This is a genomic window from Streptomyces barringtoniae, assembly GCF_020819595.1.
In the GTDB taxonomy this organism is placed as follows: domain Bacteria; phylum Actinomycetota; class Actinomycetes; order Streptomycetales; family Streptomycetaceae; genus Streptomyces; species Streptomyces barringtoniae.
This window is the reverse complement of the sequence record NZ_JAJHNP010000014.1, coordinates 194227-207375: the sequence shown is the minus strand read 5'-3', so window position 1 is coordinate 207375 and position 13149 is coordinate 194227. Positions and strand designations below refer to the sequence as shown.

At 68.7% G+C, this 13149-nt stretch carries 15 protein-coding genes and 2 pseudogenes; 12 read left to right on the top strand and 5 right to left on the bottom strand.

Annotation, left to right across the window (positions count from 1 at the left end; all coding sequences use genetic code 11):
• The first annotated feature begins 57 nt into the window (after positions 1 to 57).
• On the top strand, positions 58 to 546 hold the full coding sequence (locus tag LMU33_RS25570) for an FKBP-type peptidyl-prolyl cis-trans isomerase (RefSeq protein WP_228622931.1): 489 nt from the start codon (positions 58 to 60) through the stop codon (positions 544 to 546).
• A 28-nt stretch (positions 547 to 574) separates the two neighbouring features.
• Complete coding sequence (locus tag LMU33_RS25565) at positions 575 to 922, top strand: hypothetical protein (protein ID WP_228622930.1); 348 nt, start codon at positions 575 to 577, stop codon at positions 920 to 922.
• Between the two features lie 189 nt (positions 923 to 1111).
• Here LMU33_RS25565 and LMU33_RS25560 read toward each other — a convergent pair whose 3' ends face one another.
• Positions 1112 to 1507 (bottom strand): hypothetical protein, encoded by a 396-nt coding sequence (locus tag LMU33_RS25560; protein WP_228622929.1) that lies wholly within the window; start codon positions 1505 to 1507, stop codon positions 1112 to 1114.
• Between the two features lie 657 nt (positions 1508 to 2164).
• On the opposite strand from LMU33_RS25560, the gene LMU33_RS25555 reads away from it, so the two are divergent.
• From LMU33_RS25555 to LMU33_RS25540, 4 genes are all read left to right on the top strand, one after another.
• The gene (locus LMU33_RS25555; protein WP_228622928.1) at positions 2165 to 2707 is read left to right on the top strand and encodes a TnsA-like heteromeric transposase endonuclease subunit; all 543 of its coding nucleotides are present in this window, start codon (positions 2165 to 2167) and stop codon (positions 2705 to 2707) included.
• On the top strand, positions 2704 to 3231 hold the full coding sequence (locus tag LMU33_RS25550; protein WP_228622927.1) for a hypothetical protein: 528 nt from the start codon (positions 2704 to 2706) through the stop codon (positions 3229 to 3231). Before LMU33_RS25555 ends, LMU33_RS25550 begins: the two co-directional genes overlap by 4 nt.
• A 199-nt stretch (positions 3232 to 3430) precedes the next feature.
• Entirely contained in the window at positions 3431 to 4498 is a 1068-nt protein-coding gene (locus LMU33_RS25545; RefSeq protein ID WP_308280806.1) for a PP2C family protein-serine/threonine phosphatase, read from the top strand.
• A gap of 221 nt (positions 4499 to 4719) precedes the next feature.
• Positions 4720 to 5559 carry an IS5 family transposase gene (locus tag LMU33_RS25540; RefSeq protein WP_228622926.1) on the top strand — a complete coding sequence of 280 codons (840 nt, stop codon included), beginning with the start codon at positions 4720 to 4722 and terminating at the stop codon, positions 5557 to 5559.
• Between the two features lie 354 nt (positions 5560 to 5913).
• On the opposite strand, the gene LMU33_RS25535 is transcribed toward LMU33_RS25540, so the two are convergent.
• The 3 genes and pseudogenes from LMU33_RS25535 to LMU33_RS25525 all read right to left on the bottom strand — a co-directional run bounded on the left by LMU33_RS25535 (position 5914) and on the right by LMU33_RS25525 (position 8073).
• Entirely contained in the window at positions 5914 to 6309 is a 396-nt protein-coding gene (locus LMU33_RS25535; RefSeq protein WP_228622925.1) for a DUF2267 domain-containing protein, read from the bottom strand.
• A 10-nt stretch (positions 6310 to 6319) separates the two neighbouring features.
• Positions 6320 to 7467: pseudogene (locus LMU33_RS25530) on the bottom strand (SpoIIE family protein phosphatase); the annotation flags it as partial.
• Between the two features lie 237 nt (positions 7468 to 7704).
• Complete coding sequence (locus LMU33_RS25525; protein ID WP_228622924.1) at positions 7705 to 8073, bottom strand: J domain-containing protein; 369 nt, start codon at positions 8071 to 8073, stop codon at positions 7705 to 7707.
• A gap of 179 nt (positions 8074 to 8252) precedes the next feature.
• Here LMU33_RS25525 and LMU33_RS25520 point away from each other — a divergent pair.
• The 3 genes and pseudogenes from LMU33_RS25520 to LMU33_RS25510 all read left to right on the top strand — a co-directional run bounded on the left by LMU33_RS25520 (position 8253) and on the right by LMU33_RS25510 (position 9612).
• Positions 8253 to 8727, top strand: a pseudogene (locus LMU33_RS25520) (Hsp20/alpha crystallin family protein).
• A 118-nt stretch (positions 8728 to 8845) separates the two neighbouring features.
• A complete protein-coding gene (locus tag LMU33_RS25515; protein WP_228622923.1) occupies positions 8846 to 9238 on the top strand; it encodes an STAS domain-containing protein in 393 nt (130 codons plus the stop codon).
• Entirely contained in the window at positions 9235 to 9612 is a 378-nt protein-coding gene (locus tag LMU33_RS25510; protein WP_228622922.1) for a hypothetical protein, read from the top strand. Before LMU33_RS25515 ends, LMU33_RS25510 begins: the two co-directional genes overlap by 4 nt.
• 97 nt (positions 9613 to 9709) lie before the next feature.
• On the opposite strand, the gene LMU33_RS25505 is transcribed toward LMU33_RS25510, so the two are convergent.
• Positions 9710 to 10195, bottom strand: coding sequence for an Hsp20/alpha crystallin family protein (locus LMU33_RS25505; protein ID WP_228622921.1), 486 nt, complete (start codon positions 10193 to 10195; stop codon positions 9710 to 9712).
• Positions 10196 to 10394: 199 nt separating this feature from the next.
• Between LMU33_RS25505 and LMU33_RS25500 the strand changes: the two genes are divergently transcribed.
• The 3 genes from LMU33_RS25500 (at position 10395) to LMU33_RS25490 (ending at position 13114) form a co-directional block, all read left to right on the top strand.
• Positions 10395 to 10550: a hypothetical protein gene (locus LMU33_RS25500; protein WP_228622920.1), complete on the top strand. Its 156-nt coding sequence runs from the start codon at positions 10395 to 10397 to the stop codon at positions 10548 to 10550.
• A gap of 467 nt (positions 10551 to 11017) precedes the next feature.
• Positions 11018 to 11914 carry a hypothetical protein gene (locus tag LMU33_RS25495; protein WP_228622919.1) on the top strand — a complete coding sequence of 299 codons (897 nt, stop codon included), beginning with the start codon at positions 11018 to 11020 and terminating at the stop codon, positions 11912 to 11914.
• Positions 11915 to 12358: 444 nt separating this feature from the next.
• A complete protein-coding gene (locus LMU33_RS25490; protein WP_228622918.1) occupies positions 12359 to 13114 on the top strand; it encodes an alpha/beta fold hydrolase in 756 nt (251 codons plus the stop codon).
• The last annotated feature ends 35 nt before the right edge of the window (positions 13115 to 13149 follow it).

Below are 13149 nucleotides of genomic sequence, written 5' to 3'. Positions count from 1 at the left end.
TAAAGCTACGGGACGACCGGCAGCGCCGAGCTCGGGGTCACCGGCAAGGACACCGTCGTGTTCGCCGTCGACATCCTGAACGTCATCGGCGCCCACGCCCTCGTCCCCGGCGAGCAGCACTCGGTCTCCAATGCGCTGCCCGAGGGAGGCATGAACAAGGGCGAGGGCACCGCAACCCTGACCGTCCCCGACCAGGCGGCCCCCAAGGGCCTGGTCATCAAGCGCCTGGTGGACGGCACCGGCCCGGTGGTGAAGGCCGGGCAGACCCTGGTCCTCCAGCATTCCTCGGCCGCATGGGAGCCCGCCCGCGGCAAGGACCAGGCCGAGCTCTTCCTCAGCTCCCACGCGGACGGCGGCCCGCTGACGGTCGTGATCGGCCGGGGCAACGTCATCCCAGGGTGGGACCGCGCCCTGGTCGGCCAGCGGGTCGGCAGCCGGATCCTCGCCGTCATCCCCGCGAAACTGGCGTACGGTCTGCATCCCCCGAAGGGTCTGGAGCCCGGCGCCACGGTGATCTCGGTCCTCGACATCCTCGCCGCCACCTGAGGCGATGCCGGGATCGGTCACTCATTCAGTGGTGTCACCGACCCCGCTCGCGGAGAACCACCGATTGCTCACTACCCACCGACACGGCCGCTGCTCACCGTGCGCGGATTCCGGCGTTCCCGCAGGGCCCACCGTCAACGAAGCCAACGGGCGGCCGTACGACCGCAAGGCGTACAACTCGGCGAAGAAGAAGCTCGAGCAGGCCGAGAATTACGCGGGCAGCCGCAACCGGCGGAAGAACCGCTCGCAGTCGGACAGCCTGAGGGTGGCGCTGAAGGCGCTGGGACTGTTTGCCTTCATCATCGCCCTCGTCGTCACCCTGGTCATCTTTTGGGAGGTGGATATCGTGGCTGCCGTGCTCTGGGCACTCTCCTGATCCCTGGTGGGGGGCGATCCGACCGGCTCGCCACCGTGGGTGATCGGGTCGACGATGTCGCGGGTGCGGGCTGTGTCCGCGGATCCTGCGGGGCCGCCCGCCCGGCTGCAGCGTTCTCCCAGCGGTGCAGCCGCCCCGTGCCCGTGCGCTGCGTGCACACAGGTGCCGGCCGTGGGAGTTGCGAGCGCGTCAGGGTGCGGGAGGGACGGCGCGGGCCAGGGGTTCCAGGTTGCCATAGAGGGCGGCGTGGAGTGCGGCCGCGAGTTCACGGGCGCGTTCTTCGCTGCGCACGCCGTGCATCAAGAAGTAGACCGGCCCCGCGTAGGCGTCCAGGTCGACCTCATGGCTGTGGACCAGGCGGCTGATCGCGTCCCGGATGGCCTCGTTGACGGTATCGGCGACCGCGTGGCCAGAGCCGGCGGTGAGGGTGTCCGCTTTCACGGTCCACCGCTGGCGTTTTTCGGATTCGATGGCGACGAATACGGCGTTGTGCGCCATGGCGTTGCGGTAGACGTCGTGGAAGACGTCGGTGCCGGTGGCATCCGGGATGAGGTGCGCGGGGCAGGGAACCGGCAGAGGCTGCACCAGGGCATTCTGCCCACAGGTGAGATCCCTGCGCACACGCCACGCGATGGCGGGTCAGGTTGAGTGATCAGCAGATGGCTGGGGCGCTGCGGCGCGTGGTGGTGACGGCGAGCGGGCGCCGCCTTTTAGGTCACCAAGTGTCACCCAACTCGAAAAGTCGCACGCAGCAGGCCAACAGCACCGCTCAGACGGGCCAACCACAGGGGCCCACGAGCGCTTCACCTGGGCCGTGAGCGCGGTGTAGTTGGGCCTTCTGCGCGGTGCTGTTGGCCCGCAGGGTAGCGGTCGGCTCTCCTACCTGCGGGAATTCGCGGGAAGTGGTACGGGATGCCAATTGCTCGGGCTGTGCTGGGTGCATGAAGGCTTCCGTTCGTACGACTGCTGCGGAGTCGGCACCGGTGTGGTCGCATAGCTGCACTCTGGATGACCTCGCCACCTGCTACGCCGTCGATGCGGAGGCGGCTGCTCGTCTGGATACGGGCTCGGGCTGGGGGCGGCGCTGGACAGCGTTGTGGAAGGCGTCTGAGGCTGAGGTGATCTGTCCGGTCCAGGATCTGGCGGGCTTTCCCGCGCTGGCTTCGGCGCCGGTACGTCAGTTCACTTGGCGAGCACACCAGAGGCACCGCCCGGGGTTGCAGTACCTCGCAGTCACGCCGGATGCATGGCTTCGAGAGCTTGGCCGAGCGCCGTGTGCTGCTGGCCTTGGATTTTACGGGTGAGGTCGATGAGGTGCTCTCCCAGCCCTTCCGGCTGCGGTTTGCCACTGTCGACGGCAGTGAGGATCACACGCCGGACTTCCTGGTGCTGCTGCCGGGGACGGCGGTGCTGGTCGACGTCCAGCCCGCTCATTTGATCAAGGATGAGGATGCCGTGAAGTTCGCAGCGGCGCAGCGGGCGGCGGCTGCGGCCGGATGGCGCTACGTGGTGGTGACTGGCTGGCGCCGTCATGTCGCTGCCGGGCTGGATGCGCTGTCCGCCCGGCGTCGGCCGATGGCCGACCGCCTCGGCCTGCATGGCGATCTTCTGGAGCTGGTTCAGGAGCGGCCTCGGCGGTTCGGGGAGCTGGTGGATGCCACGTCGCTGCCGGCCGTTGCCCGCGCGCACGCCGTTCATCTCCTCTGGCACCGGCGGCTGGCGGTGGACCTTGCTCAGCCGCTGGGGGATGCCGCGTGGATCTACCCGGCGGGGAGGCGGCGATGACTGAGGGGCGCCAGCGGCCGCAGAGCGAGGATCTGCAGGGCCATGACCTGGCGCGGGCCGAGATCCGGCAGGCGCATCTGCTCGAGGTGGAGACCGGTTATCGCAGCGGCAGCCGGTTTTGGGCCCGGCCCGATGAACCTCGGGCGGAGTACGACCCGCAGTCGACGACGCTGACGGAGCGGCGGCGGGCGAAGGTGGCCGAGTTGAAGGGGCTGGATCGGCGGGAGGCCAAGCAACTGGGTCTGGAGTGGATCAGTGAGCGCACGCTGAAGCGGATGGCTGCTCAGTACGCCGAGCACGGCCTGATGGGTCTGGCGGACGGGCGGTGGACGCCGCCGCTGCGTGGTCGGCGGGCGATTACCGAGGCGATCCGGGCCGTCCATGCCGAGTGTCTGCACCGTTCGAAGGTCAGCATGACCACCAAGGAGCGGATGATCCACCAGTACGTGCTGGAGAAGTTTGACGATCGGGTGCCGGTGCCGCACCGCACCACGCTGGCGAAGGTCTCATGTTCTTGTGTCTGACTGAGCGCTTCAGCCGACGGAGCAGCGGCTAGGTTGGCGGCCTCACTGCTTCACCTGGCGGAGTCTGGTCCCCTGGGAGGCCGCCAGAGCGTCGGCGAGGCAGGCTGAATGTGTGGTGTCATTCTTCCGCTCACCCTCTCGAGCAGGAGCGGGCAGTCAAAGCAGGGCTCTGCTCGCACTGGCGCAGTGCGTACCGTTTGTGATCGCGCTGGCCGTTCTGATCATCGAGCTCACCCCCGCTCACTTCATCTATACCGGACCCTTTCTCGCCGCGGTGCCGGCGCTGGCGGCGGTGACGATGGGCCCCAGGGGCACGGCTCTGGCAGTGGCTCTCGCGCTGGCGGTCAGCGTGACCACAGCCACCTACAACCAGGCATGGGGCACCCTGCAGGTCTACACCAACTTCCTGGCTCTGGCTCTGGTCTCCGTCGCCGGTTTCATCACGAGCAGCGTCGTACGTGCGTGCAGAAGGAGCGAGCTCGACCAGGTCCGCCGGATCGCCGTGTGCGCGCAGGAGGTCATTCTGCGGCCAGTCCCCGAGCGTTTGGGACCGGTGCGCGCTGCCAGCCTGTGCCTCGCCGCCGGGACCGGGGCGCAGGTCGGCGGTGATCTGTACGAGGCCGTGCAGACGCGGTACGGCGTCCGGATGATCGTGGGGGACGTCCGCGGCAAGGGGCTGACTGCCATGCGCGCTGTCGCAGTGGCGCTGGGCGCGTTCCGGGTGGTCGTACATTACGAGGACGACCTGGTGGGGGTCATGAACCACTGCGCGGCTGCACTTCGCCGGGAGGCGGCCGTGCCGGGCGCCTTTCCCGAGGAAGCCCTGACGGAGGGATTCACCACCGCGCTCATCGCTCAGGTGCCGAACGACGAACCCGTAGTGCAACTGGTCAACCGCGGCCATCCGCCCCCGCTGGTACTCCACAAGGGCCGAACTCAGCCTTTGATGCCCACCTCCCCCCGTCCGCCCCTGGGCCTGGAGGATCTGATCACCAGCCCTCCCGAGAAACCAGAGAGCTATCCGTTCGTCCCCGGAGACCGTCTACTCCTCTACACCGACGGCGTGATCGAAGCCCGCAACCCTGTCAACGACTTCTTCCCTCTGCCGGAGACCATGGAGTCGATCAGCTTCAGCACCACCCCTAAAGACTTTCTTGAGCAACTGCAACACACATTGATCGGCCACACCGAAGGCCACTTGGCGGACGACATGGCGATGATCCTTGTCGACCGGCTCGAAGAAGGAGTCGGCATGCCGGACATCTGAGTGGGCATTTAAAGATGATCTATATCGGTAAGTGACTTTCGTGTCCGTCAGGCTTGAGGTGTTTGCCCCATACGCGCGCCCTCGCATTCGCCGAGCTGTGAACTTGGTCGCCCGTTTAGTCCGGTTCTCGTGCGCGAAGTCCGGCTGATTTGAAGATCAGGCAGAAACGCCCAGCGGCAGCGGAACAGCACAGTCCGCCGCATCCGTGAACACGCTACGGCGTGAGCCAGCGGAAGCCGTACCCCAGCGACTTGTCCGACGCCAGATGGGCCTTAATCGAGCCGACGTTGACTGCCTGGAGAAAAGCTCGGCTCGACCGCAGGCCCACCGGGCAGCCGGCAAAGGTCGACCTGCGCGACGTATTCAACGCACTCCTCTACATCAACCGCACCGGAATCCCCTGGAAATACCTCCCGCACGACTTCCCCAACCACGGCACCGTCTACGCCTACTACGCCGCCTGGCGCGACGAGGGAATCCTCGCCCAGCTCAACTACGACCTGACCGGACTAGCCCGCGTGAAGGAAGGACGCAAGCCCGAACCGACCGCTTCCGTGATCGACACCCAGAGCGTGAAGACCTCCACCAACGTGCCCCTGACCAGCCAGGGAACCGACGCCGCAAAGAAGATCGTCGGCAGGAAACGGGGCATCCTCACCGACACGATCGGACTCATCCTCGCCGTGACCGTCACCGCCGCGAGCCTCTCCGAGAACGCCGTCGGAATCCAGCTCCTCAACCAGGCCAAGAAGGCCTACCCGACCATCTCCAAGAGCTGGGTCGACACGGGATTCAAGAACTCCGTCATCGAGCACGGCGCCAGCCTCGGAATCGACGTCGAAGTCGTCAACAGAAACCCAGGAGTTCGCGGCTTCCACGTTGTTAAAAGGCGCTGGGTTGTCGAACGAAGTATTGGTTGGATCATGCTCCACCGGCGCCTCGCCCGAGACTACGAGACCCTGCCTGCGAGCTCCGAAGCCATGATCCACGTCGCATCGATCGACAACCTCACCAAGCGCATAACGGACGAGACAACACCCACCTGGCGAGGAACTTACTAGGAGATAAAGGGCAATCCACCTAGATCAAACGCCCTCTGAAACCTTGGGGGCAGCCATTGGGCAGCGTGTGGATACTCACGATCAGCTGGTAGGCCTGCCCCCGAACCCAGGGGAGCGCGGCGCATGGCGAAACCCAGCGATTGAAGCGCTCAAGCACACCTCCTCGATCAACGTTCTTCGTCGACCAGCTCGGGCGTCAGGTCCCCGCGAACCCGTCGGACACGCGGTCGGTGCCGGTAACGGCCGAACTCCAGCCTCGCCTGATCAACCTCGATCTCCACCACCACGCACCGCTGAACAGCGGTGCACCGGAGGCCCCAGCGTCCGCCGGTGCCGGCTGACGACCGGTGGTGGTCAGCTCGGTCGCGGGTGTCCGAAGAGCAGGTCGTAGCCGGGCGGGAGCTGGAGCAGGATGTGGTTCATCAGGTCCTCGCCCGCGTTGTCGGCCACGACGCTGAGTACGGCGCTGACGTCCCATGTGGCGGTCTTCTCCGTGGCGCCTTCGATCCAGGCCGCGGTCGCCCGGATGAACCTCTCGGGCGGCAGCGGTTCATGTGCTTGGAGCGGGTTGAGCAGGACATACGCAAGCGTCTCAGGAAGCCGGGCGGCCAACTCGGCGCGCACCTCGCCCACCAGGTGAGCGCCCAGCAGGGCCAGCACGACCCGGGAGGCCCGTTCCGCCTCCTCCTGTGACGGGTATTCTCCGCGTTCTTGGACTGCGGCGATGAAGGCGTCCCACTCGAGTCGCATGCTGTCCTCCCTAGGCGGCCGGCACCGGCGGATGCCCGCTGGCGTCCGTGTCCGGGGCCGTGGTGGCGCGAAGCGGATGTTCTTGTTCGGTCCAGATGGTCTTTCCGCTGGGTGTGTGGCGGGTGCCCCACCGGTCGGAGAGCTGTCCGACGAGCAGCAGGCCGCGGCCGCCCTCGTCCAGGATGTGGGCGCGGCGCGGGTGGGGGGAGGTGCTGCTGGCGTCGGAGACCTCGGAGATCAGGCTGCCGTCGTGGATCAGGCGCAGCTCGATGGGGGCGCTGGCGTGGCGGATGGCATTGGTGACCAGTTCACTGACGAGCAGTTCGGTGGTGGGCACTGCATCGGACAGCCCCCATCGCCTGAGCTGGGCTGCGGCCTCGCGGCGGGCCTGTGCGACGGCAGCCGGGTCGGCGGGCACCTTCCAGGAGGCGACGTGCGCGGCGTCCAGCGCGTGGGTGCGGGCGATGAGGAGTGCCACGTCGTCGGCGTGGCCGTCGGGCAGCAGGGTCTCCAGGACGGTGTCGCACAGGGCGTCCAGGGAGGGCACCGGCCGGTCGAGCGCCTCGCGCAGAGCCTTCATGCCCGCGTCGATGTCGCGGTCGCGGGCTTCGATCAGGCCGTCGCTGTACAGCGCGAGCAGGCTGCCTTCCGGCAGGGCGATGTCGACGGCGTCGAAGGGCGCGCCGCCCACCCCCAGCAGCGGTCCCGGTTCGACGTCGACGAAGCAGACGGTGCCATCCGGGGTGAGCACGGCGGGCGGCGGGTGGCCGGCGCTGGCCAGGGTGCAGTGGCAGGTGACCGGGTCGTACACCGCGTACAGGCAGGTCGCGCCGATCTCCCCGGCCATCTCGGTGCCGTCCCTGACTTCGTCGAGGATGAGGTCGTCGAGGTCGGACAGCAGCTCGTCCGGGGGCAGGTCGACATCGGCGAGGGTGCGCACCGCCGTGCGTAGCCGTCCCATGGCCGCGGAGGCGTTCAGGCCGTGGCCGGCGACGTCGCCGGCGACCAGTGCCATCCGTGCGCCGGACAGGGCGATGACGTCGAACCAGTCCCCCCGACGCCGGCGTGGGGATCGGCGGGCAGGTAGCGGGCGGCTGTCTCCAGCGCCTGCTGGGCGGGGAGGCGGTGCTGCAGCAGGCTGCGCTGCAGTGCGAGGGCGGCGCCGTCGCTCTCCTGGGGCACGGACGCCTGCAGGAACCACTGCACGTCGCCCTTGCCGTTCAGCAGCGGGCATGCTCGTGGTTCGGCCTCGATCGTGCGGCCGGCCCGGTCGCGCAGCAAAACCCCTGCAGGACCGAGACCACCGAGTTCGTCGTTCCCAGGTCGATACCAACCGAGCGCGCCATCTGCTTCTCCCTCCTCACCATCCTCTGCTTCACGTTTGCGATCGGGGCTTCATCGGGATGCCGGCTCCCACCGGACGGGACCGGCCCGCAGCGCAGGCTCGGGACGCACGACCCCGAGCACCACGAGGTAACGTGGCGCCGGCCGGACCGGCCGCGCGACGACAGGGCCGGGTTCGTATGTCCGCTCGGCCGTCCGCTGGTACGTCTGGTCGTACGCCGCGCGCAGGACCGGATCGCGGAGCGTCTCGTACGCCGACCGCACCTCGCCGAACCGTTCGGCGGTGACCGCATCCACGCGGGTGTCGGGGCGCAGCTCCCGCGCCCGGGCGCGGAAGGCAGAGGTGATCACCTCGGCTGTCGCCGAGGGCTCCACCCCCAGCACCGCATACAGGTCTCCACCCTGGTCCCGCGCCGGCATCCCGCCACCTCCTCGCCCACTGCGAGCTGCGACTTCACCCTTACTTGCCTCAATTCCTGAGATAAAACTTGAGTCTCATCTTGTCAAGGCTTGATGAGGGGAGGTATATGGGGTTTCGGAGGCATTCCGGACTCCCTGAGCCCGGAATGGGCGGACCGCCAGGTGGAAGGAGCTGCACGATGGCTGCGCTCATCCGCACCGACCCCTTCCGGGACCTCGACCGGCTAACCCAGCAGATGTTCGGCTCCCTGGCACGGCCGGCCGTCATGCCGATCGACGCCTATCAGAGCGGCGACGCCTTCGTCGTCCACTTCGACCTGCCCGGCGTCGATCCCGACACCCGTGGACCTCAACGTGGAGCGCAACATGCTGACCGTGCGAGCCGAGCGGCCCGGCCCGGACACCACGGAGGCCGACCTGCTCGTCGCCGAGCGGCCCCACGGCGTCTTCAGTCGCCAGCTTCCGCCGGGCGACTCGCTCGACCCTGAGAAGATCACCGCCCACTACGACGCCGGCGTGCTCACCGTGAAGATCCCGGTGACGGAAGAGGCCAAGCCCCGCCCCATCGAGATCGGCCGGAAGGGCGCGGAGTCACAGCAGATCGAGAGCTGGCATCCCGCCCCGTGGGAAGCAAGCGGAAGAAGTGACATGTAAGGAGTGAATGCAGGTAGACAACAGCAGACCGCAGCATCGACGACATGACCGTGGGCCTCCGCACCCTGAACGTCGTGCGGCGGGCCACGGCGGGCGCTGAGCGGCAGGAGTGAGGAGCATGGCTGTGTTCCTCGCCTCCCACTGGGAGAACGGCTGGGCCGTGACGGAGATCAAAGGAGCCCTGGACACCACCACGGCCCGTGAGCTGTGTGATTACGTGGCCGCCGTCACCGCCAAGCACCGGCACTTGCTCGACCTGATCGTGGACCTGTCCGAGCGGACCTGGGCCGACACCGGCGGCCTGGCTGCCCTGATGTCCGTCCGGGCCATGCTGGAGGAGGACCAGGGAGAGCAGGGAGAGCTACGCCTGGTATGCCCCGAAGGGCGGGTGGAGCGGCTCCTGCGCGACAGCGGACTCCCCCAGGCCCTGCCCGTCTACCCCTCCCTCGAGGCCGCGCTCACAGCGCCCCGGACCACAGTCGCCAGCCGGATGGGAGGTGCCCTGCCGTGATCACTGAACTTGCCGTCGAACGAGTCGAGTTCATCTGCGGCTCGTGCTGGCACCGCTGGAGTGTCGACTACGACGTGCAGCGCTACCGGGACGCCCTCGATGCCGAGTGGGAGGTCTTCTACCGCGACAACACGGCGGTTTCCTCCCCCTACACGCCGCAGGGCGCTCCGCCTTGCGAACACTGCGGTCGGCGCTGGGTCGGGCGCCTCGTGGCCCGCCGCCCCGTTCCCCTGCCCGACGCCGAAGGGCCGCGCAGCCGCGTTCCGGCCGAAGGCGAACACCGCCCCGAACGGCACACCGCACCGATGCTGCACGCCGCCGGCCATCCCCAGGCGCACGCGCGAGCCGAGCATCCGTCCACGGATACGTCCTGATCGGCCAGTCGGCCCGGGACGGTCACCGCATCCAACCCGCACCTGCCCTCGTACGGCGCGCACCGCACGGGGGCAGGGCTCACTGTCCGAGCTGGGGTCACTGTCCGGACGTGATCTCGATGCGGCGCGATTTGGTGGCTTCCGCCTTCGGTACCTTGACGGTCAGCACACCGTTGTCGAGGGTGGCCTCGACGTTCTCGGGGCTGATGTCGCCGGGCAGCGCGGCGCGGTACTCGAACCGGCCGGTCCTGCGGGTGCTGCGGCGCAGCATGCCGGTGCGCTCGCGTTCTTTGAACTCGCCGGTGATGGTCAGTTCGCGCTCGGTCATCTCGATGTCGAGGTCCTCGCGCTTGACGCCTGGCACCTCGACTTCGACCAGGTAGGCGTCATCGGTTTCCGACAGGTCCGCCAGCGGCGACCAGGCCATGCCCTCCGTCATGGGGCCCATGGCGCCGCCCGCGGTGGACTCCAGGAGGATGCCCATCCTGCCGAAGAGGTCGTTGAGCTCGGCGAGAGGATCCGTGCCCCAGCCCGGGAACCGCCGTTCAGCCAGGGGCCCGCCGCGTCGCGCAGGCAGTGCCATTACTCCTCACCTCCGCACGAACGTACCTTCTGTCACTTTCAGGCTATTCCTGGTGGTGCTTCGCGGCACGGCCGGATTGCGGCCACATGGAGAAGTGCCGTGGTCGCACTCGTGAACTGTGTGAGCTGCGGCATTGTCAGCGTGAGCGGCCGGCGCCCACGATGAGGCGGACGACAGACGTCAAGGAAGGCAGCTCCTCATGGGTAATCATGTGCATGTGCGACTCAGCCAGGGGCTGAGCGTGTCGGAAGAGGGGGAACTGGTCGAGTACTCGCGTTGCCGGTGCGGTGCCACCTTCACCAAGATGTTCGACGCTGACGGCGGGGAGCCGGAGTACCCGGGCCGGTCGTCCTGACTCGCGCCTGTGTCAACGGCGCCAGCGCTTACCGTTGATCACGGATCGGGTCATCGTAGGGGCGGAGGACCGGCCCCGAGGTACCGGGGCCGCGACTGCGCTCAGCCTCGGGGCTGGTGCGCGTTCGCGCTCTCTGAAGCCTGTGACGGTCCAGGACATTCGAGTGGGGCTTTCAACGGCGTGCCGATGACGGCTGTACGTGACTGGCCGCGCGGTGCCCAGGACGACTCGGCCGTCACACGCGCCCTCACCCGGACGGTGGAACCGCCGGCAGACTGTCTCCGCACCTGCGGCAGCGGGTAAAGCCGGGCTCCTGTGCCGTGGGGCCCGCAGGGCGGGCGCGCTCCCAGGCGGGTGATCTTCGCGCGGTCCGCGCAGGATGATCCCGGCTGCTCAGCCGCAGGAGGACGGCCGGCTGGGCAGCCGCTCATCACCCGCCTGACACCGCATGAAGGGAGCAGCCTCCCATGGCTATGACGCAGACCTTGATACCGGTGCTGGAGGATGCTCGCCACGCTCATGCCGCAGCGTGTGACCGGCTGTGGGCGGATGCGGCGCTCGCGCCGCCCGGCGCCCACCGGCAGATGCTTGAGCGCGAGGCCGATGAGATGCAGGGCCGGGTGCGCCGCATCGAAGGCCATGTCCGCGGACTGCGGCCCCGCGGCCTGCTCGGCAGCGCGGCCGACATGGCGCGGTTCGCCGCCCGCACCACCTTCAGAACAGCCATGCTGCCGCTGACCATCGGGCAGAAGACGGTGACAGGGGTGATGCACGGCCGAGGGCCGGCCGACGACCAGCAGCTGCTGAGGAACACCGAGGACGAGTACGCCGCTGCTGCCCGGGCCCTGGCCAGCGCTCTGGCCGGGGAGGTCCTCGCCGACCAGGCCCAGGACGACACCACCCTCCACCTGCTGCAGGAACTTCGCAGCAAGGACCAGGAGCTGCTGGCACTGCTCGAGGACAGCCTCGCCCGGCAGGCCCGAACCGTGGTCGCCGCAGGCGACGGCTTCCGCGTGGAACAGACGACGAACGGCGGCCTCGCCCATGCGGCCACCCGCCCGCTGCGGGCTGTCGCCGACCGGCTGCGCCACGCGGCACGCCCCGGGCCGAGGCCCGAAGACGAAAGGCCGGTGGCGGAGGAGCCGGAAGTGACCGCCGCGGCCGAGCAGATCCAAGGCGCGGCCAGCAGCGAGGAAAGCCTGCCCATCGTCGGCTTCAGCCAGCTCAGCGTTGAGGAGATCGAGCGGCGCCTGCCCTCTTTGTCCGAGTCCGACCTGCGCGTTCTCGAGGGATACGAGCGCACGCACGCCCGCCGCAAACATGTCCTGGAAGCCATCGAGCAGCTGAGCTCCAGCCGGCCCTGACCGCACTGCCGCGCCCCGCCGAGCCCCACCCGCTTCCAAGGCCACACCGTCGCGAGCGGCGCGGCTCCTTCGTTCTTGAGTCGCGCTCCCGGCGTGCGACGCGGTCGCGCGGAAATACACCCGTGTCATTCGTGGTTGACACTGCTGCGGCACTGCGTGGGCGGTGTCGCCTTTGTGACGGCAGTCAATGTCACGTGGTGTGCGAGGCGCACGACGATGGCTTGGGTATCTGCTCTCCCGTCGGCTGCCGGCCACGGCGGTGACCGGGCAGCACGGGTCGCGGCGTGCCTGCGCCGTCTGAAGACTCCCGCTACCGATGGGGCCGACGGTGAACGGGGCCGCCTCCTGCTGGAGCCACGGTCGGCCTGGTACGTCCAGGGCGAGGCAACCGGCCTGGGCCCGGTGACGGGTGGCGTATGAGCGCAGGGGTCCGGTGAACCGGTCGTGCTGGTGCACGGCCTGGGATGCCACCAGCAGACCTGGGACCCGGTCATCCCGCTGCTGACCGACAGCAGTGAGATCATCGCGATGGACCTGCCGGGCTTCGGGCAGGCTCCCGACCTCGACCCCGGCGTTCCCCGCAACCTGGAGACGGCCATGCTGTGGCTGGGCTCGGTGTTCACCGCCCTGGGCGTCGAGCGGCCGGACGTGGTCGGCCCCTCGCTGGGCGGACTGATCGCTCTGCACCTGGGGCAGGCAGGGCTCGCCCGAAGCGTGACCGCGCTGGCCCCGGCCGGGTTCTGGACCCCCGCCGAGCGCCGCTACACCTACGCCGTCCTCCATGCCACCCACTACGGTGTACGCCTGCTGCCCGAGCCGGCCTTTGAGGCCCTGGTGGGCACCGCGCCTGCCCGTGCCGTGCTGACCGGCACCCTGTACGATCGCTCGCAGGCATGCCCGCCGCAGCCCGTGGCCGCGGCCCTGCGGACCTTGCAGCACACACCGGCCTTCAAGGCCACGCTGCGAGCCGGACGCACACCCGGCCTGTTCACGGGTGACATCCCCGATGTGCCGGTCACCATCGCCTGGGGCACCCGCGACCGCATCCTGCCACCGCGGCAGGCGGCCCGGGCCCGCGCCATGATCCCTCAGGCACGACTGGTGCCGCTGCCCGGCTGCGGACATGTGCCCATGCTGGACGCGCCCGAACTGATCGCCCACACGATCCTTAAAGCCACCCAGCCGGCCCGGCAGGCGTGACGCTGACTCATCTGGTCCGCCCCGGCGGTCGGGAA

Excerpts from the sequence above, each read along its gene's own strand:
- LMU33_RS25515 (WP_228622923.1), top strand. The coding sequence starts at position 8,846 with ATGGCTGTGTTCCTCGCCTCCCACTGGGAGAACGGCTGGGCCGTGACG.
- LMU33_RS25525 (WP_228622924.1), bottom strand. The coding sequence starts at position 8,073 with ATGCCGGCGCGGGACCAGGGTGGAGACCTGTATGCGGTGCTGGGGGTG.
- LMU33_RS25555 (WP_228622928.1), top strand. The coding sequence starts at position 2,165 with ATGCATGGCTTCGAGAGCTTGGCCGAGCGCCGTGTGCTGCTGGCCTTG.
- LMU33_RS25500 (WP_228622920.1), top strand. The coding sequence starts at position 10,395 with ATGGGTAATCATGTGCATGTGCGACTCAGCCAGGGGCTGAGCGTGTCG.
- LMU33_RS25550 (WP_228622927.1), top strand. The coding sequence starts at position 2,704 with ATGACTGAGGGGCGCCAGCGGCCGCAGAGCGAGGATCTGCAGGGCCAT.
- LMU33_RS25505 (WP_228622921.1), bottom strand. The coding sequence starts at position 10,195 with ATGGCACTGCCTGCGCGACGCGGCGGGCCCCTGGCTGAACGGCGGTTC.
- LMU33_RS25535 (WP_228622925.1), bottom strand. The coding sequence starts at position 6,309 with ATGCGACTCGAGTGGGACGCCTTCATCGCCGCAGTCCAAGAACGCGGA.
- LMU33_RS25495 (WP_228622919.1), top strand. The coding sequence starts at position 11,018 with ATGGCTATGACGCAGACCTTGATACCGGTGCTGGAGGATGCTCGCCAC.